This window comes from Jeotgalicoccus aerolatus, from assembly GCF_014635205.1.
Taxonomy (GTDB): domain Bacteria; phylum Bacillota; class Bacilli; order Staphylococcales; family Salinicoccaceae; genus Jeotgalicoccus; species Jeotgalicoccus aerolatus.
Window position 1 is genome coordinate 158,473 of record NZ_BMCN01000003.1, and the last position, 22,181, is coordinate 180,653.

20 protein-coding genes are annotated in these 22,181 nt (G+C 42.2%); 15 read left to right on the plus strand and 5 right to left on the minus strand.

Annotated elements, in window-relative coordinates; genetic code table 11:
* Positions 1–77: 77 nt before the first annotated feature.
* On the minus strand, positions 78–1,235 hold the full coding sequence (locus IEU81_RS09275) for an aminotransferase class I/II-fold pyridoxal phosphate-dependent enzyme (RefSeq protein WP_186089219.1): 1,158 nt from the start codon (positions 1,233–1,235) through the stop codon (positions 78–80).
* 136 nt (positions 1,236–1,371) lie between these two features.
* Here IEU81_RS09275 and IEU81_RS09280 point away from each other — a divergent pair, with 136 nt between their 5' ends.
* The 5 genes from IEU81_RS09280 to IEU81_RS09300 are packed head-to-tail and all read left to right on the plus strand — an operon-like array spanning position 1,372 to position 5,255.
* Positions 1,372–2,370, plus strand: coding sequence for a DctP family TRAP transporter solute-binding subunit (locus tag IEU81_RS09280; protein ID WP_186089217.1), 999 nt, complete (start codon positions 1,372–1,374; stop codon positions 2,368–2,370).
* Between the two features lies 1 nt (position 2,371).
* Positions 2,372–2,833, plus strand: a complete 462-nt coding sequence (locus IEU81_RS09285; protein ID WP_186089215.1) for a TRAP transporter small permease — start codon at positions 2,372–2,374, stop codon at positions 2,831–2,833.
* The gene (locus IEU81_RS09290; RefSeq protein WP_186089213.1) at positions 2,834–4,123 is read left to right on the plus strand and encodes a TRAP transporter large permease; all 1,290 of its coding nucleotides are present in this window, start codon (positions 2,834–2,836) and stop codon (positions 4,121–4,123) included. It begins immediately after the preceding gene.
* Positions 4,124–4,459, plus strand: a complete 336-nt coding sequence (locus tag IEU81_RS09295) for a cupin domain-containing protein (protein WP_092599447.1) — start codon at positions 4,124–4,126, stop codon at positions 4,457–4,459.
* 55 nt (positions 4,460–4,514) lie between these two features.
* Positions 4,515–5,255 carry a 2-keto-4-pentenoate hydratase gene (locus IEU81_RS09300; RefSeq protein ID WP_186089211.1) on the plus strand — a complete coding sequence of 247 codons (741 nt, stop codon included), beginning with the start codon at positions 4,515–4,517 and terminating at the stop codon, positions 5,253–5,255.
* A gap of 82 nt (positions 5,256–5,337) precedes the next feature.
* Here IEU81_RS09300 and pdxS read toward each other — a convergent pair whose 3' ends face one another.
* The gene (pdxS, locus tag IEU81_RS09305; protein WP_186089209.1) at positions 5,338–6,192 is read right to left on the minus strand and encodes a pyridoxal 5'-phosphate synthase lyase subunit PdxS; all 855 of its coding nucleotides are present in this window, start codon (positions 6,190–6,192) and stop codon (positions 5,338–5,340) included.
* Between the two features lie 95 nt (positions 6,193–6,287).
* Here pdxS and pdxR point away from each other — a divergent pair, with 95 nt between their 5' ends.
* Positions 6,288–7,619 carry a MocR-like pyridoxine biosynthesis transcription factor PdxR gene (gene pdxR / locus IEU81_RS09310; protein ID WP_092599453.1) on the plus strand — a complete coding sequence of 444 codons (1,332 nt, stop codon included), beginning with the start codon at positions 6,288–6,290 and terminating at the stop codon, positions 7,617–7,619.
* Positions 7,620–7,668: 49 nt separating this feature from the next.
* On the opposite strand, the gene IEU81_RS09315 is transcribed toward pdxR, so the two are convergent.
* Positions 7,669–8,748 carry a branched-chain amino acid aminotransferase gene (locus IEU81_RS09315; protein ID WP_092599456.1) on the minus strand — a complete coding sequence of 360 codons (1,080 nt, stop codon included), beginning with the start codon at positions 8,746–8,748 and terminating at the stop codon, positions 7,669–7,671.
* Positions 8,749–8,910: 162 nt separating this feature from the next.
* Here IEU81_RS09315 and IEU81_RS09320 point away from each other — a divergent pair, with 162 nt between their 5' ends.
* The 8 genes from IEU81_RS09320 to IEU81_RS09355 all read left to right on the plus strand — a co-directional run bounded on the left by IEU81_RS09320 (position 8,911) and on the right by IEU81_RS09355 (position 18,284).
* A complete protein-coding gene (locus tag IEU81_RS09320; RefSeq protein ID WP_186089207.1) occupies positions 8,911–10,059 on the plus strand; it encodes an NADH-dependent flavin oxidoreductase in 1,149 nt (382 codons plus the stop codon).
* A 149-nt stretch (positions 10,060–10,208) separates the two neighbouring features.
* The gene (locus IEU81_RS09325) at positions 10,209–11,735 is read left to right on the plus strand and encodes an AbgT family transporter (RefSeq protein WP_186089205.1); all 1,527 of its coding nucleotides are present in this window, start codon (positions 10,209–10,211) and stop codon (positions 11,733–11,735) included.
* 86 nt (positions 11,736–11,821) lie between these two features.
* Positions 11,822–12,991, plus strand: a complete 1,170-nt coding sequence (locus IEU81_RS09330) for a M20 metallopeptidase family protein (protein WP_092599465.1) — start codon at positions 11,822–11,824, stop codon at positions 12,989–12,991.
* A 119-nt stretch (positions 12,992–13,110) separates the two neighbouring features.
* Positions 13,111–13,407, plus strand: a complete 297-nt coding sequence (locus IEU81_RS09335; RefSeq protein WP_092599469.1) for a metal-sensing transcriptional repressor — start codon at positions 13,111–13,113, stop codon at positions 13,405–13,407.
* 12 nt (positions 13,408–13,419) lie between these two features.
* Complete coding sequence (locus IEU81_RS09340) at positions 13,420–15,804, plus strand: heavy metal translocating P-type ATPase (RefSeq protein ID WP_186089203.1); 2,385 nt, start codon at positions 13,420–13,422, stop codon at positions 15,802–15,804.
* Between the two features lie 39 nt (positions 15,805–15,843).
* Positions 15,844–16,050, plus strand: coding sequence for a copper chaperone CopZ (gene copZ, locus IEU81_RS09345; protein ID WP_092599475.1), 207 nt, complete (start codon positions 15,844–15,846; stop codon positions 16,048–16,050).
* Positions 16,051–16,175: 125 nt separating this feature from the next.
* Positions 16,176–17,408 carry a hemolysin family protein gene (locus IEU81_RS09350; RefSeq protein WP_308807836.1) on the plus strand — a complete coding sequence of 411 codons (1,233 nt, stop codon included), beginning with the start codon at positions 16,176–16,178 and terminating at the stop codon, positions 17,406–17,408.
* Positions 17,409–17,423: 15 nt separating this feature from the next.
* Positions 17,424–18,284 carry a metallophosphoesterase gene (locus IEU81_RS09355; protein ID WP_092599481.1) on the plus strand — a complete coding sequence of 287 codons (861 nt, stop codon included), beginning with the start codon at positions 17,424–17,426 and terminating at the stop codon, positions 18,282–18,284.
* Between the two features lie 49 nt (positions 18,285–18,333).
* Here IEU81_RS09355 and menC read toward each other — a convergent pair whose 3' ends face one another.
* Both menC and IEU81_RS09365 read right to left on the minus strand, forming a co-directional pair.
* Positions 18,334–19,473 (minus strand): o-succinylbenzoate synthase, encoded by a 1,140-nt coding sequence (menC, locus tag IEU81_RS09360; RefSeq protein WP_186089201.1) that lies wholly within the window; start codon positions 19,471–19,473, stop codon positions 18,334–18,336.
* A 19-nt stretch (positions 19,474–19,492) separates the two neighbouring features.
* Positions 19,493–20,911, minus strand: a complete 1,419-nt coding sequence (locus tag IEU81_RS09365) for a YfcC family protein (protein WP_186089199.1) — start codon at positions 20,909–20,911, stop codon at positions 19,493–19,495.
* A gap of 90 nt (positions 20,912–21,001) precedes the next feature.
* Here IEU81_RS09365 and IEU81_RS09370 point away from each other — a divergent pair, with 90 nt between their 5' ends.
* Positions 21,002–22,114 (plus strand): amidohydrolase, encoded by a 1,113-nt coding sequence (locus IEU81_RS09370; RefSeq protein WP_186089197.1) that lies wholly within the window; start codon positions 21,002–21,004, stop codon positions 22,112–22,114.
* Positions 22,115–22,181: the final 67 nt, after the last annotated feature.

Below are 22,181 nucleotides of genomic sequence, written 5' to 3' on the forward strand. Positions count from 1 at the left end.
GACTCCGAGGGATGCCTCAGGAAAGCTGACGTACGTTTTTTTATTTTGGAGATACTTAATATTAATTTTTAAAAAGCCTACTGTTTTTTTAATGTTTTAACAAATGACTCCAGTCTGTCCATACCTTCTTCCAGCGTCTCGATAGCGCTCGCGAATGAGATGCGGATATGGCCTTTACCGTGTTCTGAAAATGCTGACCCGGGAACGACGGCTAAGTGCTGATCTTTTAATAAAGCTGTCGCAAAGTCCCAGTCTTCCATGCCGGTGAAAGATATGTCCGGAAAGATATAAAAGGCACCGCCCGGTTTTTTCACATCGCAGCCCATATCGACTAATCTGCTGTATACATAGTCCCGGCGTTTTAAGTATGCCTCATTCATCACTTTTGGATAGTCTCTTGCATTGGTCAGTGCCTCAAGCGCAGCATACTGACTCGGAACGGCGGCACAGATTGAGTTATTTAAATGAACTTTTAATATCTCATCGCTTAAGTGTTTGGGTGATAATGTGTAGCCGACTCTCCAGCCGGTCATCGAATGCGATTTCGACACACCGTGAATCAATATCGTCTGATTGCGGATTTGTTTTTGACTTGCAAAAGAAATGTGTTTATTTTCATACACATTTTCACTGTATATTTCATCGCTGATTAAAAATAAATCCTGTGTGCTGATGTAATCGGCGATGTCAGAAACATCTTTTTCTGATAAAGAAGCCCCCGTTGGATTCGATGGATAGTTTAAAAGTATCGCTTTAGTGTTACTAGTAACTAAAGCATCTAATTTTTCTATATCCGGAATAAACCCGGTATCGCTGACATTCAGATATTTTACGATACCGCCGTTCAGCTCGATCAATGATTCATAAGCAGGGTAGGCAGGTGCGGTAATAATGACTTCATCACCTTCTGTCAGTATTGTTCGAAGGACTGAGTCCAGCGCTTCGCTGGCGCCAGTCGTAATCACAACTTCATCAGCAGAATACTCACCATCGTATTTTTCTTTAAAAAAGTCTGCAGCGGCCTGGCGCAATTCGACGATACCGGCATTTAATGAATATCCAGTTTTGTTATTTTGAATCGCTGTAATCGCAGCATTCTTTACACTGTCTGGTGTCGGAAAGTCCGGCTGGCCAATGGTTAAGTTAACGCCGTCTTCAAGTGTTTGAACCTGATTTGAAAATACTCTGATTCCCGGTATTGACAGCGCAGCTGCACGCGGATTTAATTTTGGCATGTGTGTCACTCCTATAATGAACTATTCTATACATTATAGAATTTTCAGTTAATAAAAAGCAAATCAGAATTTATTTTGTATAATTTTGCAGTATAGTTTATAATTATAGAAATAATGAAGGGGAGCTGATTAAAGCTTGAAAAAATATTTATTATTAACCGGTCTTTTATCGTTTTTATTATTAATCAGTGCATGCAGCAATGACACGGAGAGTGTCACGCTTCAATTCGGTCATCCTTTGCCTGAAGATACGAATCAGGCGATGAAGATTAACGAAATGGCTGAAGCTGTCGAAGCGCAGACAGACGGCAGAGTTAAATTTGAGATTTACCCCAATTCACAACTGGGCAGTGAAACGGAAATGCTGCAGCAGCTCGATGTTGGAGCCATGAACGGACTTGCCATTATGGTCGGTTCCATGCAGACGATGGATATGCGTCTCGCCATTGAAGATCTGCCGTATATGTGGCCGGGAGCAGAGGAAGCAAGACAGGCATATCAAGGGGAATTCGGCGAATACATATCAGATATTGTCAGTGACTACGGTATGCATACGGCAGGTTATCTCGAGTGGGGCTTTCGTCACGTGACGAATAACGAAGGGCCCATCGTACAGCCGGAAGATTTACAAGGTATGAACATTCGTGTCGCTGAGACGGCGCTTCGTGTAGATACTTTTGAGCAGGTTGGCGCATTGCCGACAGTGATGGCATTTAGTGAAGTCTACGGTGCCCTGCAGCAAGGTGCGCTCGATGCTCAGGAAAATCCGCTCGAGAATATCGTTGCACCGCGTTTAAACGAAGTACAGGATTATTTGTCATTAACCGGACATTTCTATAATACGCTAATGATTGTTGTCGACGGTGAAACATGGGAGAAAATCAGACCTCAAGATCAAGAAATTTTAACTGCAGAAATCGATAAAATATCTAAAGAAATCCAAACAGCTAACGATGAAACAGAGTCAGAGCATATTGAGTTTCTAAAAGAAAAAGGTATGGAAGTTAATGATGACGTGGACAAAGAAGCGTTCAGGGAAGCGATGCTGCCGGTATACGACGAATGGGAAGCAGATGTATTCGGTCAGGAAATGATGGATATGTACCGGAGAAATTCCGGCTGGGGGGATGAATAATATGACCAAAGCTCTTGTGAAAACACTCTATACAGCATGTGCAATCGTCATTGCGCTTTTAGCATTCATCGTGCTGGCCCAAGTTGTAACGCGCTTTTTTGATTACTCCATGCCCGGTACCGAAGAGCTGTCCCGTCTTTTTATCGTGTGGATGACCTTTCTCGGTACGAGTCTCGCAGTTTATGAACGGGGACATCTTGCAGTCAGTTTTTTTGTCAAACGTGCAAACGATAAAATCCGTCCGTATATATATTTAGCAGTCAATATATTGCTCGGGCTGTTCTTTTTAGTTTTAACAGTGTACGGCTTTATTTTTTCATATCAGTCGCTCGATTTTACATCGTCGACGCTGCAGTTACCTATGACGGTATTTTATATTGTCATACCAATCAGCGGGCTGCTGTCGCTGTATTTTATAATAATTAATGCCTGGAGACCGCAGGATGAAAGCGAGGCGGTTTAAATGCTGATTATCAGTATGCTGTTCTTATTCTCTCTGCTGTTGTTCTTAGGAATGCCTATCGCGTTTGTTATCGGAATCGTCGGTCTGGTGATGTTGATTATCGGGGATATTCCGCTGGAAATTATCATTCAGCGCAGTTTTGCCGGAGTGAATAATTTTTCATATTTAGCAATTCCTCTGTTTATTATGGCGGGGGATATTATGGGGAAAGGCGGACTGACGCGACGCTTAATGACATTTGCGAACGCTGTTGTCGGTAAGTTGTCAGGCGGTACAGCCATTACAACCGTAGTAACATCAGCCTTGTTCGGTGCAGTGTCCGGTTCAACAGTTGCAACGACTTATGCTGTTGGTTCAGTCCTGGTCCCGAGATTAAAAGAAGAAAAATATTCGAATTCATTTATAGCAAGTATTATCGGACCAGCGGGTGTGCTCGGTTTAATTATACCACCGAGTATTACGATGGTTATTTTGGGGATTACAGCAAATATATCAATCGGTGACTTATTCTTTGCTGGAATTATTCCGGGAATTGTACTTGCACTCGCGATGAGTATTTACGTTTGGTTTATGAGTAAAAAAGAAGGATTCGGTGAAGTCAGAACTGAAAAGGTTACAGGGAAAGAGTTCTGGAAGGCAGCGAGAGAAGCGTTCTTCCCGCTGTTAACGCCGGTATTTATACTGGGGAGTATCTTTTCGGGATACGCCACAGCAACTGAAGCGGCTGTCATAGCAGTGGTTTACGGTTTTATCCTGTCGCTGTTTTATAAGGAGATGTCCTGGGCTAAAATTAAAGAGATACTCACAGGCTCAGCAGTCACATCAGCGGCGATTCTCATTATTATTTCGATGGCGAATGTTTTTACATACGTTTTGACAGTGAATCATATCCCGGACGCAGTATCCGGCTTCTTCTTAAACTTTGCAGACTCACCGATTGTATTTCTGCTTGTTGTATCGGTCATATTGTTAATTTTAGGGATGCTGACAGAAGTTACATCACTAATTGTACTGTTAACACCAATATTCATGCCGATTGCCACTGAATTTGGTATCGATCCGACTCACTTTGGTATGGTAATGATTATGAACTTTGCACTGGCAAACATTACACCGCCGGTTGGTTTATCGTTAATTGCCGGTGCATCTGTGACCGATAAAAAAATGGGGATCGAAGATACACTGCCGTATATTCTGCATATACTGTTAATTGTTGCAGTTATGGTTATACTGATTATATTCGTACCATCTATTTCTACATTTTTACCAAATATGCTGGGAGGCCAATAAATGATTATTAACGCAGAAGAGACGATAGAACTGAAAAACAGATTCGGCGGAGAGGGCAGTATTTTTTCGACGTCTTATATTAAAGAAGATGATTTTGAAGGGATACGTAAAGTGCTGGAAATTGAACTCGAGCCGCATGCTTCTATCGGTTACCATGAACATCCGAATGACAGCGAAATTTATCATATAATAGAAGGAAAAGGGAAATTCCAAGATGCGGATGGCGTATTTAAACGTGTAGAAAGAGGGGACAGCTGTGTCATTACTCAAGGCCAATCCCACGGCTTAGTGAATACAGAAGATCAACCGCTCAAAATCGTAGCCATTGTATTTTAAAATTGGCTGAATATTATGATATATTAAACATATTGTATTATTCAGGAGGGGTAGCATGACAGACGCAAAAAAATTATACGAGGCAAGATTGAACGGCAGCATATTAAAACCTGGACAGGATATTGCTGCAGATACAGTAGAAGCAGCATATAAAGTACAAAAAGAAATTTTGAGTTTGGGAAAAGAAACGGCTCAAGGCTATAAAATTAGTATGACCAGCCCGGAAACACAACGTTTATTTGACAGCAGTGAACCGGTCTACGGACCATTTACCGGCAGTCAGGTGATTTCAGAATTGAGCCTGACTGATTATAATATTCCGCTGGCAGAGCTGGAACTGGTTTTCTATATTAATGAAGCGATAAAGATCACTGATACTGCGGATGACATCTTAGGGAAATGTACTGTAGCACCTGCGCTGGAGCTGCCGGACGGCAGGTATGAAGACTGGTTCCCTAACATTTCGAAATACGAAGTCGTTGCAGACTGTGCGGTCGCGGGTGCAATAGTGATCGGTCAGGCAAAATCTGCGGATTACAATATGCTCGATAATATTTCCGGAGTATTGAAATTTAACGGTGAAGAAATAAAGCGGGGGCAGTCAAGCGAAGTGATGGAACATCCGGCAAACGCTGTGAAATGGCTGGTTAATAAACTGGACAGCCAAGGCAAACAGCTGGAAGCCGGGCAGTTTGTTTCTTCGGGGACATTTATCCTGCCAGTTAAACTGGAAGTTGGGATTTACGAAGGGATATTTGATGGATTTGGCAGCGTATCAATAGAAGTAACGAAATAAACCTCTCAATTTGAGAGGTTTATTTTTTAGTTATTGGGTTGTATGCGGGGGTCGGAAGACAGCGGCGAATTCCCCGTGTGAATTACCAGCCGCGTTCTGCCATACGTTCTTCTAATGACATCGTGTGAACATCCAGACCGGTCATCGCACTGCCCAATTCTTTAGAAAGTTCACCAATGAGTGTGTAGTCAGTGTAGTTTTCAGTCGCCTGCACGATTGCTTTAGCAAATTTCTCAGGATTTTCAGATTTGAAAATACCGGATCCGACAAATACGCCGTCTGCGCCGAGTGCCATCATTAAAGCTGCATCTTGAGGTGTTGCAACTCCGCCTGCTGCAAAGTTTGTGACAGGCAATTTACCGTCTTTTTTAATTTGTTTTAATACATCGTAAGGTGCGCCGAGTTCTTTAGCAGCAGTCATGAGTTCGTCATCACTCATCACGCTAATCTGTTTTACTTGCTGGTTGACCAGACGGATATGACGCACGGCTTCTACGATATTTCCTGTTCCAGGTTCCCCTTTAGTGCGGAGCATTGACGCACCTTCACCTATGCGTCTCGCTGCTTCCCCGAGATCTTTACAGCCGCACACAAATGGTGATTTATAATCATCTTTTTTCAAATGATATTCTTCATCAGCTGGTGTGAGCACTTCTGATTCATCGATGTAATCCACGCCCATTGCTTCCAGCACACGTGCTTCAACGATGTGTCCAATACGGCATTTTGCCATGACTGGAATGGATACTGCATTTATTACCTCTTCAACAATTGTTGGATCACAGGCTCGGGCAACACCGCCTTCTGCTCTAATATCAGACGGTACTCTTTCCAGTGCCATGACAGCAACGGCACCCGCTGCTTCTGCAATTTTTGCCTGTTCTGCATTGACCACGTCCATAATGACGCCGCCTTTTAATTTTTCTGCTAAGTCCATATTTCATCCCTCTTTCTTTGTAATTAAATCCTAGTTTAGAAGATGATGTGATATTGTATAAGTATCAGAATAGATAAAAAATTAGGGGTCAGATGATGTTTATCAACTTAAATAAAGAAAGCAGTACACCGTTATATGAGCAGCTGTATCAGGATATAAAAAATAAAATATTAAACGGTTACCTGGCTGCAGATAGAAAAATGCCGAGTAAACGCCAGCTGGCCTCAGATTTGTCAATCAGCATGACAACTGTTGAGCGGGCCTATAATCTGCTGATTGATGAAAATATGATTTACACGAAAGAGAAGAGCGGGCACTATATTGTACCAACTGAAACCCTACACACACAGGATAAAAACCTGTCTGTCATTAAACTAAAAAAGACTGCAGAATCCGTCCTGCCGTTAGGTAAAGTGGACACATCCATCGTTCAAAATGATGTGATTAAACAGCTGAGTACCGCAGTATTTTCGGATATATCATTATTGAACAGCGGTGATAGAAGCGGGGAGAGTGCATTAAAAGAAGCGATTAAAGAATATCTGTATGTCAATCGAGGGGTGCAATGCGTGACTGAGCAAATCTTTATCGGGCCGTCTACAGAATATTTGCTGGAACAGGTATTTTATCTGCTGGATTATCCTTCCATCACTCTGGAGGATCCGGGTTATCCTGTCGTAAAAAATGTATTGAATCGTTTGAATATGCCTTATCAGTCGGCGCCGGTAGAAAAGGATGGCATCGATGTTGAGACGGTGAAAGGAAACAATACAAAGCTGACGCATATCACTCCGTCCCACCAGTTTCCTGGCGGGGCAGTCATGTCTTTAAACAAAAGAATCAAATTATTGAATGCAGTCAGTGAGCGGGACCGTTACTTGATTGAGGATGATTATGACAGTGAGTTCCGTTATACAGGACGGCCGCTGTCTTCATTACAGGGGCTCGATAAAAATAATCGGACGATTTACATGAACACATTTTCAAAATCATTATATCCGTCGCTGCGGCTGGCAGTCATGATATTGCCGCCGGAACTGGCTGAAAAGTATTATGACGGCGGCTTGTCGTGCAATGTATCGAGACAAATGCAGCACATTGTAGCAGGATTTATCAGTGAAGGGTATTTAGTCAGACATATTAACCGTGTCAGAAAATTTTACGGTGAACGGATGAAAGAAACTGTTAAAGTGCTGACTCAAAAATATCCGCAAGTAGTCATCAGCGGGGAACATACCGGCATGCATTTTGTATTAAAAGTGCCGGGCACAGATGTCAGAGGACCGGCAAAAAAACATCATATTATCTCTATGTCTGATTATTCTAGAGGAGAAAATTTTAACGATACAGTTCTGGTGGGCATCGGCAGTCAAAATACCGGGGAAATCGTCAATATTTTAAGTGATTTTTTAGATGAAGTGCTGTAAACAAAAGCCGGCCCCGCTCAATCATTTAAGCGGGGCCGGCTGTATTATTCTACTTCACTGTTGATGTCACTTGGAGGACCCAAGAATTTTTATCTTCCAGCTTGCCGGTCTGAATGCCGGTCAGTGTATCGTATAATTTTTGTGTTACTTCACCGATTTCATTGCCGTTGATCCGATAGTCTGTGCCATGAATATTCATTATACCGACAGGGGCGACAACGGCTGCGGTGCCGGCACCGAAGACTTCTGTAATAGAACCGTCTTTAATGCCGTCTTCAATATCTTTAATATGAATACGCTCCTCATTCACTGTATATCCCATTTCACCAGCAAGCTCAATTAATGATTTTCTGGTGATTCCCGGTAAAATTGACCCGTTTAATTCTGGGGTCAGAAGTTCACCGTTTCTCACAAAGAAAATGTTCATGCTGCCGACTTCTTCGACATATTCCTGATGGACACCGTCGAGCCACAGTACTTGCTCATAGCCGAGATCTGCTGCTTTTTGCTGAGCGTGCAGACTTGCTGCGTAGTTTCCACCGAATTTAACTTCACCGACACCGCCGCGTACTGCACGTACGTAACTGTCCTCAACGTAAATACTCGTCGGATTCAGCTGAGCACCGTAATATCCTGCCACAGGTGACAGTACAATCAGCATTTTATAAGTTTTTGCCGGGCGAACTCCAAGATAGGGTTCGTTGGCAAATACAAATGGGCGGACATATAAAGCCTGGCCTTCGCCGTCCGGGACCCAGTCATGTTCTACTTTGAGTAATTCCAGCAGCGCCTGCAGTGCAAATGCTTCATCAATTTTAGGCATTGATAAACGCTCTAAGGAACGATTTAAACGTTTAAAGTTTTCATCAGGACGGAACAGTGTGACTTCTCCGTCAACATTATATGCTTTTAAACCTTCAAAAACTGTTTGGCCGTAATGCAGTGCTTGAGCACTGGGCGAAACTTCTAGAGGTGCGTAAGGAATAATTGCTGCATTATGCCAGCCGAGTTCTGCCGAATAGTCCATCGAAAACATGTGGTCAGTAAAGTAACTTCCAAAAGGAATACCCGCCACTTCAGGTTTTTCTTTTAATGTTCTTACTTTAGTAATTTGAAGCTGCTGTGTCATATAATGGGTCCCCCTAATTTATCTATATGGAATTTGAAAATTGTTATCATTGTAACAACATAAAATTAAAAAGGCAATATATTTTCAGACAATTTAGAATAAATATTATAATCTGTAATTCATACTAAAGTAATATGTTATTTTAGTGCGATAACGTGTAGTATGAAAGTATATATCAGTAATTTATCAGGAAGGGATTGGAAAATTATAATGACTAAAAATATATTCGATAAAATAGAACTGTCATCAGGTAAAACCTTTGAAAACAGACTGGTCATGGCACCGATGACGACTCAGTGTTCATTTCACGACGGTTCAGTGACAGATGAGCTCGTCCAATATTACACCCGACGCGCAGGCGGCCCCGCAGCGGTTATTGTTGAAAGTACTTTTATAGATAATTACGGCCGGGCTTTTGAAGGTGCACTCGGTGCAGATTCGGACGATAAAATACCTGGTTTAAAAAAACTTGCAGACGGTATTAAGAAAAAAGGATCTAAAGCAATTATTCAGCTTTACCATGCCGGACGCATGGGGACTCCGGAGCTAAATAAAGGACGCCGGCCGATTTCAGCAAGCAGTATTGCAGCCTTAAGAGACAATGCTGTTGAACCGAGAACTTTAGAAGCAGACGAAATTGAAGATATGATTCAGCTATTTGCAGATGCTGTCAGACGTGTCATCGAGGCCGGGTTTGACGGTGTGGAACTGCACGGGGCAAATACATATCTGCTGCAGCAATTTTACTCGCCGCATTCAAACAGACGGGATGATGAGTGGGGTGGTTCCAGAGAGAATAGACTCCGTTTCCCTAGACGCGTTGCAGAAAAAGTGCGTGAAACAGCGAATGAATTGGGTCAGCCGGACTTTATTATCGGCTACCGCTTTTCACCCGAAGAGCTGGAAGAACCGGGAATTAATTTTGATGATACGATGTATTTATTAAATCATTTGGCAGACCATTCCATCGATTATTTCCACTTCAGCATGGGCAGCTGGCAGCGGACATCGATTATTGATACAGCAGACGAAGAGCTCCTGCTAGATAAGTATTTAAATGCTGCAAGCGAGCGCCTGAAAGAGATACCGATTATGGGAGCGGGCGGAATTAAATCTGTCGAAGATGCAGAAGCTGCTATACACAGCGGTTTTGATATGATGAGTGTTGGCAAAGCGCATTTAATTAACCCAGATTTTGTAAATCTTCTAAAAGATAATGAGCTGCCGAATTCATTCTTAACAGAGGGGGATGATGTCAAATTGACGATTCCTGCACCGCTGTGGAATATTCTTGGATTTTTAAAAGAATAAGATAGAGTAATATTATCTGACTATTTGCAAGCCTTTGTATAAATTTTACAAAGGTTTGTTTTTATTTTCATGAATGTATAGTAAACTCGTTTTATAAGTCAGATTGAAAAGGCTTACTTATACATAAATGAAAGAAGGAGTGACATCTTTTGGAAAATGAGAAGAAGAAAAAAGGGATAGGACAGTCCTTCTTGGATATTATTGAAAAGCTGGGTAATAAGCTCCCGGATCCGATAGTCTTATTCATGATTATTGCCGGATTGATACTCGTTGCCTCATGGATTACAGGAATGCTCGGCGTTTCTGTTGAGAATCCTGCAGACGGGGAAACAATCGAAGCAGTGAACCTGCTGTCCGGTGAAGGTATAGCAATGATACTGACAGAAGCGATTAATAACTTTGGGGCATTCCCGCCGCTGGCCATGGTGCTCGTCGTCATGATCGGTATCGGTATTGCAGAAAAAACCGGGTACTTCGAAGCACTGATGAAACGTTCGCTTGAGATCACACCGACAGCACTGATACTGCCTATGGTAATCTTTGTCGGCATCATCAGTAACGTGGCCGGTGATGCAGGACCAGTAATCTTGCCGCCAATTGCAGCAATGATTTTTATCCGTCTTGGTTTAAATCCAATCGGCGGTATATTCATGGCCTATGCAGCGACTAACGGTGCATTTGCAGCAAACTTTATACTGGGAATGACAGATGCATTGGCAGTAGGTTTTACAGAGCCCGCTGCGCAGCTTGTGAATCCTGACTATGCAGGAAATATCGCAATGAACTATTACTTCATTGCCGTATCTGCCATTTTCCTAATGATTATTATTTATTTTGTAGCTAAGAAAATCTCAATTCCGCGTCTCGGTAAATATGACGGGCCGCCAGTTGATGAAGAACCGCTGACGAACAAAGAAAAAACAGCTCTAATGTGGACAAATATTACAGCAGTTATTTTCGTTCTGATTATTGCAGCGGGTGCACTTTTACCAAATGGTATTCTCCGCAACCAGGAGACGGGATCAATTCTTCAGGAATCTCCTTTGATGGATTCAGCTGTATTGTTAATTACAGTTTTATTCTTTATACCGGGACTGGTATTCGGTCTATTAATGAAGAATATTGACGGAACTAAAGGTTTTGCAAAAATGCTCGGCGATTCGATGGGCTCGATGGGACAATATATCGTGCTGGTCTTCTTCGCAGCACAGATGCTGGCTTACTTTGACTGGAGTAATCTCGGACCGATTTTAGCTGTGGCCGGTTCTGATTTCCTGCAGTCGATTAATTTAACAGGAATACCGCTGTTTATCGGCTTTATTTTAGTCGTTGCACTGATAAACCTGTTAATCGGTTCTGCAAGTGCAAAATGGGCAATTCTCGCACCGGTCTTCATACCGATGTTTATGTTCCTCGGTTATGATCCGGCATTTACACAAATGCTGTACAGAGTCGGGGATTCTGTGACGAACCCGATTGCACCAATGATGCCTTTCCTGCCGCTGATTATTATGTATGCTCAGCGTTATCAGAAAGATATTAAACTGGGTACTGTCATTGCCAACTTGCTGCCGTATTCGATTGCACTGCTGATTACATGGACAATATTTACGATTGTCTGGTACCTGATCGGCTTGCCTGTCGGTCCAAATGGTCCAATCAACTTGCCGCAGTAAAAAGTGGTATAATATATTTAAATTGTTAGAAGACTTCGAAAACTTTCAAGGTCTTCTAATTTTAAAATTGGGAGATGAATAATTTTATGATAGAAGAAGCAATTAAAAAAGTAGAACCTAAAGTCATCGAATGGCGCCGTGCCATGCACAGACATCCCGAGCTCTCATTTGAAGAATACTGGACAAGTGATTATATAGAAAAAGCATTAAAAGAAATGAATGGTATTGAAATCAGCCGTCCGACAGAAACGAGTGTTCTCGGTATAATTAAAGGCGATCATCCCGGACGTAAAGTTGGACTGCGCGGCGATATCGATGCACTGCCGATCCAGGAAGACCGTGAAGAGCTGGACTTTGCTTCAGAAATTGACGGTGTCATGCACGCCTGCGGCCACGATTCTCATGCAGCGATGCTGCTTGGTGCAGCATCCGTACTGGCGGATAATAAGGATAAAATTCATGGTGAAATCTATCTTATTTTCCAGCACGCTGAAGAATTACCGCCGGGCGGTGCTCAGGAAATGGTTGCAACCGGCCTGTTTGATGATCTGGATGTCGTCTTTGCACAGCATATTATGACATCTAAACCGCTCGGTGAAATTCATATTAAATCAGGTGCAGTGACAGCGAACTCAGATCAATTCGAGTTAACGATCAACGGCCAGGGCGGTCATGCATCTCAGCCGGAAAGCTCAGTCGATCCGCTGCTGCTTGCATCACGTATTGTGACACAGGTCCAGGATATCGTATCAAGAATCGCAGGCCCGCTTGATAATCTGGTTATTTCAGTAACGAATTTCAATGCAGGGACAGGCGCGAAAAATGTAATTCCGCATACGGCAGAATTAAGCGGCAGTGTCCGTTCTGCAAGTAAAGAAATCAGAGAACTGGCCCGTGAAAAAATTGAATCAGTTGTTAAAGCTAACTGCGACATCTACGGTGCCACGTATGACTTGAACTATCAGTACGGCTATCAGGCAGTCATGAATGATGGTACTGAGACAGCACGTGTAAAAGAAACATTGAACAATGTTTTCGGTGAGGACAGAGTGATCGAACAGGAAATGATGATGGGCGGCGAGGACTTCGGTGCTTTTACAGAGAACCTGCCGGGGGTATATATTTTACTGGGAACTTACAATGAAGAGAAAGATTATGTCTACCCGCATCACCATCCGAAATTCGGCATCGATGAAGAAGCCTTTATCGATGGTGTCCGTGCTCACGTGAACGTTGCGCTGGATCTTGGAAAATAAAATATAAATTTTAAAATCGTCTGGTCATAAGATCAGGCGGTTTCTTTTATTTGATTTATACCCCAATAGGGTATATAATAGAGGTAATCAAAGTAATAGAAGAGAGCAGGTGTTGATCAATGGAAGATGTTAAACATATGTCCAGACCGCGCCCCGATGATGAAAAACAGAAAATATTAAATCGTTTAAAGCGCGTTGAAGGCCAGGTCAGAGGGATACAGACAATGGTGGAGGAAGATCGTTACTGCGTGGATATTTTAGTCCAGCTGAGTGCAGTTCAAAGTGCTTTAAAAAATACAGGTATGACAATTACTGAACGTCATATGAAACATTGTGTAACGGATGCAATTGAATCAGGGCAAGGTGAAGATTCTATAGAAGAGTTAATGGCAGTGCTTAAACAATTTGCTAAATAAGGAGGGATATCAATGGAAAAAAAGGATCATGTCAATTTGAATATTACCGGTATGACATGTGCAGCGTGTTCAAACAGAATAGAGAAAGTATTGAATAAAATGGACGACGTCGATGCGAGCGTTAATTTAACGACTGAGAAAGCGAGTGTAGATTATAATCCAGATTCTGTTTCACTAGATGAGATTACCGGACGTATTGAAGATATCGGTTACGGCATACGCTATGAAAAAAGTGAGCTGGATATTACCGGTATGACTTGTGCAGCATGTTCGAACCGGATAGAAAAAGTACTGAATAAAACTGAAGGTGTTCAATCAGCCACGGTAAACCTGACCACTGAAAATGCTTTAGTCGAATACAATCCTTCAATGACAGATGAGCGGAAGATCATCGAGCGGATTGGCAATCTTGGTTACGGTGCAGAACCTAAAAAATCAAATGAAGAAAAGCTGTCTTACAAAGATAAAGAACTGAAAACCATGAAATGGAAAGTTATTATTGCAGCACTCTTATCGCTGCCGCTTTTAGTTACCATGCTAGACCATTTATTCGGTGCTGATTTGCCGGCGATATTTATGAACCCATGGTTCCAGCTGGCTTTTGCTACACCGGTGCAATTTATACTCGGCTGGCAGTTTTACGTCGGTGCCTATAAAAACTTAAAAAACTTTACAGCAAACATGGATGTACTCGTCGTGATGGGAACTACAGCCGCATACGGATTTAGTTTGTATCAGACTTATTTATGGCTAAACGGTACAGTCGAACATCCGCATTTGTATTTCGAAGCCAGTGCAATTATTATTACGCTGATTTTATTTGGTAAATATCTTGAAACCAGAGCAAAATCACAAACAACTGGAGCGATTTCAAAACTGCTGGACATGCAGGCGAAAGAAGCGAGAGTCATTCGAAATGGTGCTGAAACAATGGTCGCTGTCGAAGAGGTTAAAGTGGATGAAGTACTCATCGTGAAACCCGGTGAAAAATTTCCGTTAGATGGACAACTGATCCAAGGGCGGACAGCTGTTGATGAGTCCATGCTGACGGGAGAATCCATTCCTGTAGAGAAAACAAGCGGAGACGACATTATCGGTGCAACGATGAATCAAAATGGCACCGTTCAGCTTAAAGTAACAAAAACTGGTGAAGACACTGCCTTGGCGGGCATTATTAAAGTAGTTGAAGCAGCTCAAGGCAACAAGGCGCCAATTCAAAGAATGGCAGATATAATTTCAGGATACTTCGTCCCCATTGTTATCGGTATTGCACTGGTTACTTTCCTGGTGTGGTACTTCTTTGTCGATTCGGGGAATATGGAACCGGCGCTTGTTGCAGCAATTTCAGTATTGGTCATTGCGTGTCCATGTGCACTCGGCTTAGCTACACCGACATCAATTATGGTCGGAACAGGTAAAGGTGCTGAAAACGGTATTCTTTATAAAGGTGGAGAGCATTTAGAAAAAACGCATCAGGTAGATGTTATTGTACTGGATAAAACGGGAACGATTACTAACGGACAGCCTGAAGTCACAGACTTTAACGGTGACGATGAGGCACTTCGTCTTTTAGCAAGTGCAGAGAAGGGGTCGGAACACCCGCTGGCTTCAGCTATTACTTCATATGCAGCAGAAAAAAATATTGAATTATTAAATGCAGATGACTTTTCGGCAATACCGGGGCACGGTATTGAAGCATTAATTGACAATAAACGTATTCTGGTTGGGACACGGAGATTAATGAGCAATGAAAATATCGACGTATCCTCTGTTGAAGAAGAAATGCAGCAGTATGAATACGAAGGTAAAACAGCAATGATTATCGCTGCAGAGGGCAAGCTTCTCGGAACAGTGGCAGTTCTTGATACAGTCAAAGATACTGCTAAAAACGCTGTGGCAGAACTGCACAATCAGGGACTGCAGGTCATTATGCTGACGGGGGACAACCAGCGCACAGCAAGTGCCATTGCCCGTACAGTCGGTATCGATGAAGTGATTGCAGAAGTGCTTCCCGAACAAAAGGCCGATAAAATCCGTGACATTCAAAAGTCAGGCAAGATCGTTGCCATGGTGGGCGACGGTGTAAATGATGCGCCGGCGCTTGCATTGGCAGATGTAGGTATTGCCATGGGAACAGGTACAGAAGTCGCCATTGAAGCGGCTGACCTCACTATACTTGGGGAAGATTTAATGCTGATTCCAAGAGCGATTAACTTAAGTCATAAAACAATTAAAAATATTAAACAGAACTTATTCTGGGCATTTGCATACAACACACTCGGCATACCGATTGCGGCACTCGGCTTTTTAGCACCATGGGTTGCCGGTGCTGCAATGGCATTCAGTTCTGTCAGTGTGGTTGCCAATGCTTTACGTTTAAAACGTGTTAAAATATAGGTATATAATAATAAATAATAACGAGCAGGAGGGAAAATTATGGCTAAAACAGTAATAGATGTAGAAGGAATGACATGCAATCACTGCAAATCATCTGTGGAAGGTGCACTTCATAATTTAGAAGGTGTTTCAACAGCAGAAGTCAGCTTAGACGATAATAACGTCACTGTGGAGTACAATGATACGGTTGTTGACCGCGGTAAAATGACGGAAGCAATTGAAGATCAGGGTTACGATGTAAAATAAACGAGACTTTAAAAACCATCTGCAAAAGACGCAGATGGTTTTTTGTTTGTGTAATTTTTAAACAAAAATGATAGAATAATCTATAAGATTATAAGTCTATAAGGGGGATACCACACTTGATATTTGTGGTCATATTTTTACTATTTATGTCGCTGTTCTTTTCAGGCAGTGAAACGGCGCTTACAGCCGTCAATAAAATAAAACTGCAATCCAAAGCCGCCGGCGGAGATAAGCAGGCGGAGAAATTATTTAATTTAGTCAGCAAACCGAGCCAGTTTATCACGACAATACTGATCGGTAATAATATTGCCAATTTGATCGCGCCGGTACTCGTGACATCGATGGCGATAGAGTACGGCTGGAGCGTTACTATTGCATCAGTTGTGCTGACAGTCTCTATTATTATTTTCGCAGAAGTGATACCTAAATCTATTGCAGCAGCATTCCCAGAACAGATATCTCAACTGGTCAGGCCTGTGATTTCATTTTTAAATGTTGTATTTTTCCCGCTGACCTTTGTACTCAATAAAATGACAGATATGATTACGCGTTTTCTGTCGAAAGGTGAGCAGGCAAGCTGGACTGTTTCACGTGAAGAAATTGTTAACCTGGTTAGAATTGCCGATACAGAAGGGGCGATTGAAGGCGTAGAATCTCAGCGCTTAAAAGGGGTTCTGGATTTTAGAGAACTTAACGTAAAAGATGTCATGACCACACCGCGTACAGAAATGGTAGCGGTGCATATCGACGAGAGTTTTGAAACGGTCAGAAACAGAATTATTAATGAAATGCATACGAGATACCCGGTCTACGATGAGGACCTCGATAATATTGTCGGTGTATTTCATTCAAAATATTTACTGCAGTGGTCCATTGATCCTGACCAGCCGCTCATGAATTTTTGTGATAAAAAACCGCTGACTGTCAGAGAGTTCCAAAACGTTGAAGACGTTTTGCGCCGAATGAGCAAGCAGCGCCGTCACTTAGCTATCGTTCTCGATGAATACGGCGGTACTGAAGGTATTTTGACACATGAAGACATTATTGAAACGATGCTCGGTTTTGAAATCGAAGATGAGACCGATCTTGCTAATGATTCGGTAGTCCGGGCCTTCAGCGATAATAAAATTATTTGTGATGGTAAAATTACCCTGCACCGTTTAAATCAGCTGTTTGATACAGAAATACCTGAAGAAGAAGACACCTTATCCGGCTTCCTGCTGTCTGTTTTTGAAGAGGTGCCGTCAGTTAATGATGTGACACACCTCGATAATCTGGAATTTAAAATTATAGAGATGGACGACAATATGATTCGTCTCGTCAAGATTAAAAAAATGGATATGTCATTACCGGAGTAGAATGAGGCGAAAAAGATGAAGCGATTTAAATTAGTTACACCCGTTCAAATCATGTTAGGATTTATTTTTGCCTCGGCCCGATTTTTGTGGACTGAAGATAAGCATATCGGAACCACACATTACACCTACCGTTCAAATAAAATACCGAAAAGTTTTGACGGTTATAAAATCGTGCAAGTATCTGATTTTCACAACGCTTATTTTGGCCGCCGCTCAAAACATCTGCTGCGGGCAGTTGCGCAGGCAGAGCCTGATGTGATCGTTATTACGGGTGATATTGTAGACCGTCGGACCCCGTATTTAAAACGCGCAGCGGTTTTTATCGAACAAATTACTAAAATACAGCAGACTTACTATGTGACGGGGAATCATGAGGCGCATTATAAGCATTTTAATAAGCTGTACGAGGTGATCGGCAGGTCGGATATCCGCAATCTGACGAAGCATAGTGCTGTTTTAGAGCGTAATGGCGAGAAGATTAATCTTGCCGGGATTAACGATGTCTGGTTTTTTGGTGATGAAGAGAATCCTAAAACTTACCGGAGTTTCTATAATGAATTGAAAAATACGGTGAATGATTTGCCAAACAGAATGACGGTATTGCTGGCCCATCGTCCGGAACTGCTGTCTATGTATAGTGATACTGATGCAGATCTCGTATTTACTGGACATGCCCATGGCGGACAGATCAGACTGCCCGTGGTTAAAGGATTGTACGCGCCGCATCAAGGCGTAAATCCTAAATACACTCAAGGGATGCATGAAAATAATGGCACGACAATGATTGTCAGCAGAGGACTCGGTAACAGCCGTTTTCCATTCAGGGTGTTTAACCATCCGGAAGTGGTCGTTGTTGAATTAAAGACTGAAAGATAAAAATATCGCAGCAGACTGTTTGAAGTCCGCTGCGATATTTTTTTACGTATTAGTCGTGCATAATCATGTCTAATTTATCGTCTTCAGTGATCGTTTCAACTTTAACGAGGTATTGTTCCATCTTTTTGAAATCAATTTCTGCGCCGATTCCAGGTGCATCGCTAACTTTTACCACACCGTTTTCAGCAACGACTTCCGGAGTAATAATGTCTTCAAACCAGTATCTTGATGAAGAGGCTGTATCTCCTGGAAGCACGAAGTTGCTGAGTGTTGTAATGGCAACGTTATGCAGTCGTCCAACACCAGCTTCAAGCATGCCGCCACACCATAATGGAATGCCGTGTTTTTCAGCTAAGTCGTGGATTTTAATCGACTGGGTAATTCCGCCGACACGTCCGACCTTAACGTTGATAATTTTACAGCTGCCCATTTCAATAGCAGCGGCTGCAGATTCGTATGAATCAATACTTTCGTCGAGACATACAGGTGTTTTAATTTGTTTTTGCAGTTTAGCGTGGTCGATAATATCTCCTGCCATTAAAGGCTGTTCAATCATCATCAGGTTGTACTCATCCAGTGCTTTTAAAGTATCGATATCATCGAGTGTATATGCTGAGTTTGCATCGACCATTAAAGGAATATCCGGATAAACTTCACGGATTTTACCAACCATTTCTACGTCGCGTCCAGGCTTGATTTTAACTTTAATACGCTTATAGCCTTCTTCAACTTTCTCGCCGATACGTTCTAACAGCAGCTCATCGGTATCTTCAAGACCGAGAGAGACACCCACGTCGACTTCTTTTTTCTTGCCGCCCATTGCTGCAGCTAAAGTAATGCCTTTTTTCTTAGCATATAAATCCCAGACAGCACCTTCGATGCAGGCTTTGGCCATATTGTTGCGTTTAAACGGTTTATAAATATCCCATACTTCGTCAGGGTGAGAAATTTCTTTGTTGATTACCAGCGGGCCGAAATATTTTTTTAAGGCGATTAAAGTAGCGTCCATGAATTCTTCTGAGTAGAGCGGATCTTCACCGGATACGCATTCGCCAAAGCCGCTGACACCATCTTCGTCAATTGCTTCTACAATAGTGATAAAGCGCTTCTGCTGAGTACCGAAAGACGTTGTGAACGGTTTTTTCATCGTCATTAACAGCTGGTGCAGTTTAATTTCTTTAATTTTCATTTTATAGCCTCCGTTAGTTTTATACCGGTCCCCAATTCATTGCAACGAGAACGATTAAATATATTATACCTAAAACATACCATATACCAACAAGCGGCAAGGCAAATTTTAGCCATTTTGTAAAAGGAATCCCTGCAATCGCCAGATTAGCCATCAATACACCGGACAGCGGTGTGATGATGTTTGTAAAACCGTCACCCATAGAATAGGCTTGAACAGCAATTTGTCTCGGGAAGTCCATTAAATCGGCAATCGGGGCCATAATCGGCATTACAATCGCAGCTTGTCCACTTCCTGAGGAAACTAAAATATTGAATAAACCATTTCCGATAAACATCAATATGGCGCCGACAGTGCTGGAAAATGGATCGATCAGTGAAGCCATACCGTTTACGACTGTATCTAAAATCATACCATCTTCAAGAACGACAACAATGGATCTGGCTATTCCGATGATCAGAGCGCCGTATAAAACGGAACTCGCCCCTTTAATAAATTCCTGAATCGACTGGTTAATGCCGATTCGTGCGATGATTGTTGTGACGACCATAATCATTATAAATACAGCTGACATTTCAGTGAGGCTCCAGCTTTCGCCGAAAGCACCGAAGACGCCGGCAACGTATATTGCAATCCCTGTAATCAGTGTCAGCAGAACAAGGACGTGAGTGAGCGTCATTTTTGTTTTTCCAAGTTCAGTGTCCGTACTGTCTTTCGGGAAAGGTGTCTTGCCGAGTATTCCGGCATTCTGATCTTTCTTGATTCGTCTTGAATACCAAATGACATAAGCCATCGTAACTGCCAGGGTAATGACGTACATTACTACACGTTCTGTCACACCGGAGAATAAAGGCACTCCGGCAATCTGCTGAGCGAAACCTGTTGTTAAGGGATCGAGGACAGACATGGCAAAACCGGTATAGGCACCGATATATATAGTGGAAACCCCGATAATAGCATCCATCTTCATCGATTTAGCGAGAATAATTCCTAAAGGAATAAATGCAATGACGGCATTGACGACAATGCCGAGCGTACCAAAAATAGAGAAGATAAGCATGATTAATACAATCAGCAGCCACTCTTTGTTTTTAGTGAAGGTGATGACTTTAGACATCATCGCATCCATCGCACCTGTTTTTTCTATAACACCAAAGACTCCGCCGATAATTAATACGAGAAATATTAAGTCAGACGTGCTGGTTAATCCTGTAACGATAGAGGAGAATATATCCATTATCCCTGCAGGCTGAGATTCAATTACCTCATATGTACCTGGAACAATAGTATCCGGACCGCTGTCAGACGATTCGGTATCGAATTGCCCTGCGGGAATTAAATACGTCGCGATAGCTGCGAGAATTAAAAAGATAAACATTATGCCGTAAGCATCTGGAAATTGGAACTTTTTCTTTTTTTGATTCTGTTCGTTTTTCATGTATTCCCTCCAAATTATCAAATATTCATACTATTCAAAGTATGATATATTAGATTAAACTATAATTAAACGTTTTGAAAGAGGGATTTCATGAGTAATAGTAAAATTACTGAAATATTTAATCACGTGCACGATAATGCTGAACTCAGCAATGAGGAATATAAAACGACGGAATACATATATAATTTTTTAAAGAGTGCAGGATTTGAGCCTGTTAAATTTAAAAATATTACCGGTTTATATTGCGATGTCGGCAACTGGAGCGGTGACTATCCTTTAATCGGCATGCGTGCGGATATCGATGCCTTATACCAGGAAGTTGACGGGAAACTGCAGGCCAATCATTCATGCGGCCACGATTCTCATATATCGATGGTCATCGGTGCAATGCTGAAGATAAAAGATCACAAGGCTTTAGTCACTCGCGGGGTGCGTTTTATTTTCCAGCCGGCTGAAGAAGTAGGCACAGGTGCACTGGACGTCTTAAAAGAAGGTGTCATTGAACCCCTGGATTATATGTTCGGCATTCATGTCAGACCGATTGAAGAAGCGGCGGACGGTTATTTATCGCCGAGTATTGAACATGGTTCTGCCGGATCATTTGAATTTAAAATTGTAGGTAACGATGCGCACGGCGCGCGTCCGCATTTAAATGACAACGCCATTGAAGTCGGTGCGGATATTGTTAATATGCTGTCAAAAATTCATATTAATCCAATGGTGCCTTCAAGTGCCAAAATGACAAAATTCATGGCGGGCTCTAAATCATTGAACATTATTCCAGGTTCGGCAGAATGCGGAATAGATGTGCGTGCACAGACTAATGAAGCGATGACGGAACTGAAAGCAGGCGTTCGTAATATTTTAAGCAGCATCGAAGAACTTTACGATGTAAAAATCGAAGACTTAAAAGAGTCGAGTATCGTTGCGAGTGAGAGCAATGAAGAAGCGATTGAAGTATTCCGTTCGGCCATTCTTGATACAGTCGGAGAAGACTACCTGCTTGATCCAATCGTGACCAGCGGTGGAGATGATTTCCATAACTACACGGTTCAGTATCCAGAACTGAAAGGTGCTATGATCGGGCTGGGCTGTGATTTAACACCTGGACTGCACCATCCGGATATGACGTTTAACCGCGAACGCATGTTTACAGGAGCTGAAGTATTATACCAGACGATATTGAATGTACCAGCTGAGTAAAATGTTTAGTCTTATCATTTAAGTGGAAATTATAAGGTGTATTGGCTATTAAAGTTCTTGAAGGAGG

Excerpts from the sequence above, each read along its gene's own strand:
- IEU81_RS09275 (WP_186089219.1), bottom strand. The coding sequence starts at position 1,235 with ATGCCAAAATTAAATCCGCGTGCAGCTGCGCTGTCAATACCGGGAATC.
- IEU81_RS09285 (WP_186089215.1), top strand. The coding sequence starts at position 2,372 with ATGACCAAAGCTCTTGTGAAAACACTCTATACAGCATGTGCAATCGTC.
- IEU81_RS09295 (WP_092599447.1), top strand. The coding sequence starts at position 4,124 with ATGATTATTAACGCAGAAGAGACGATAGAACTGAAAAACAGATTCGGC.
- pdxR (WP_092599453.1), top strand. The coding sequence starts at position 6,288 with ATGTTTATCAACTTAAATAAAGAAAGCAGTACACCGTTATATGAGCAG.
- IEU81_RS09370 (WP_186089197.1), top strand. The coding sequence starts at position 21,002 with ATGAGTAATAGTAAAATTACTGAAATATTTAATCACGTGCACGATAAT.
- copZ (WP_092599475.1), top strand. The coding sequence starts at position 15,844 with ATGGCTAAAACAGTAATAGATGTAGAAGGAATGACATGCAATCACTGC.
- IEU81_RS09340 (WP_186089203.1), top strand. The coding sequence starts at position 13,420 with ATGGAAAAAAAGGATCATGTCAATTTGAATATTACCGGTATGACATGT.
- IEU81_RS09335 (WP_092599469.1), top strand. The coding sequence starts at position 13,111 with ATGGAAGATGTTAAACATATGTCCAGACCGCGCCCCGATGATGAAAAA.
- IEU81_RS09320 (WP_186089207.1), top strand. The coding sequence starts at position 8,911 with ATGAAAGTATATATCAGTAATTTATCAGGAAGGGATTGGAAAATTATA.
- IEU81_RS09355 (WP_092599481.1), top strand. The coding sequence starts at position 17,424 with ATGAAGCGATTTAAATTAGTTACACCCGTTCAAATCATGTTAGGATTT.
- IEU81_RS09300 (WP_186089211.1), top strand. The coding sequence starts at position 4,515 with ATGACAGACGCAAAAAAATTATACGAGGCAAGATTGAACGGCAGCATA.
- IEU81_RS09330 (WP_092599465.1), top strand. The coding sequence starts at position 11,822 with ATGATAGAAGAAGCAATTAAAAAAGTAGAACCTAAAGTCATCGAATGG.
- menC (WP_186089201.1), bottom strand. The coding sequence starts at position 19,473 with ATGAAAATTAAAGAAATTAAACTGCACCAGCTGTTAATGACGATGAAA.
- IEU81_RS09315 (WP_092599456.1), bottom strand. The coding sequence starts at position 8,748 with ATGACACAGCAGCTTCAAATTACTAAAGTAAGAACATTAAAAGAAAAA.
- IEU81_RS09290 (WP_186089213.1), top strand. The coding sequence starts at position 2,834 with ATGCTGATTATCAGTATGCTGTTCTTATTCTCTCTGCTGTTGTTCTTA.
- IEU81_RS09365 (WP_186089199.1), bottom strand. The coding sequence starts at position 20,911 with ATGAAAAACGAACAGAATCAAAAAAAGAAAAAGTTCCAATTTCCAGAT.
- pdxS (WP_186089209.1), bottom strand. The coding sequence starts at position 6,192 with ATGGACTTAGCAGAAAAATTAAAAGGCGGCGTCATTATGGACGTGGTC.